Annotated in this window: 1 pseudogene; it reads right to left on the bottom strand. The window is 63.4% G+C overall.

From position 1 onward, the window contains the following. Nucleotides 1-655 (bottom strand): annotated as a pseudogene (locus tag AWB68_RS45835) (IS5 family transposase); the annotation flags it as partial. Nucleotides 656-675 lie beyond the last annotated feature (20 nt).

The raw sequence follows: 675 nt of genomic DNA, 5'->3' as shown, positions 1-675 counted from the left end.
CCCAGGCCGCTGCCGTGTTCGGTGCGGCGCCTGGCGATGACCGGTCTGATGCCACGCTCGCGAAGTCGGCGGCGATGCGAGTCGGAGTCGTAGCCACGGTCAGCGTAAATGACCTTGGGCTTGCGAAGCGGTCGGCCGCGAGTGCCGCGAATCGGTGGGATGGCGTCGACCAGCGGCAGCAGTTGCGTGACATCGTTGCGGTTCGCGCCGGTCAGGATCACGCTGATAGGAACGCCGTTCGCGTCTACGAGAACGTGGTGTTTGGACCCTGGTCGTGCGCGATCGGTGGGGTTTGGCCCAGTTTTTGGCCCGCCCCAACGGCTCGTACGGACGATGAATCGACCGCTGCATATGAGAAATCGAGCTGGCCGGATTCGCGCAGCCTCTCGAGCAGCAGTGCATGCAGCTTGTCCCACACTCCGGCCTGCTGCCAGTCGTGCAGCCGACGCCAACAAGTCGCGCCAGAACCGAAGCCCAATTGGGTTGGCAGGTGGTTCCATCGCATCCCTGTCTTCAGCACAAGCAGGATGCCATTGAGTGCTGCACGGTCCGAGACCGGCAGCCGTCCAGGGTATCGCTCGCGTCGCGGTTTGCGCGGCGGAAGTAGCGGTTCGATCAGTGCCCACAGTTCGTCATCGATGATAGGTGCCGGCATTCCTTGATCCGTTGTTCAGG

The sequence above is a fragment of the Caballeronia choica genome (genome assembly GCF_001544535.1).
Lineage (GTDB): Bacteria > Pseudomonadota > Gammaproteobacteria > Burkholderiales > Burkholderiaceae > Caballeronia > Caballeronia choica.
Note: the sequence above shows the minus strand (reverse complement) of the source record. Positions and strands in the feature narration are given on the sequence as shown.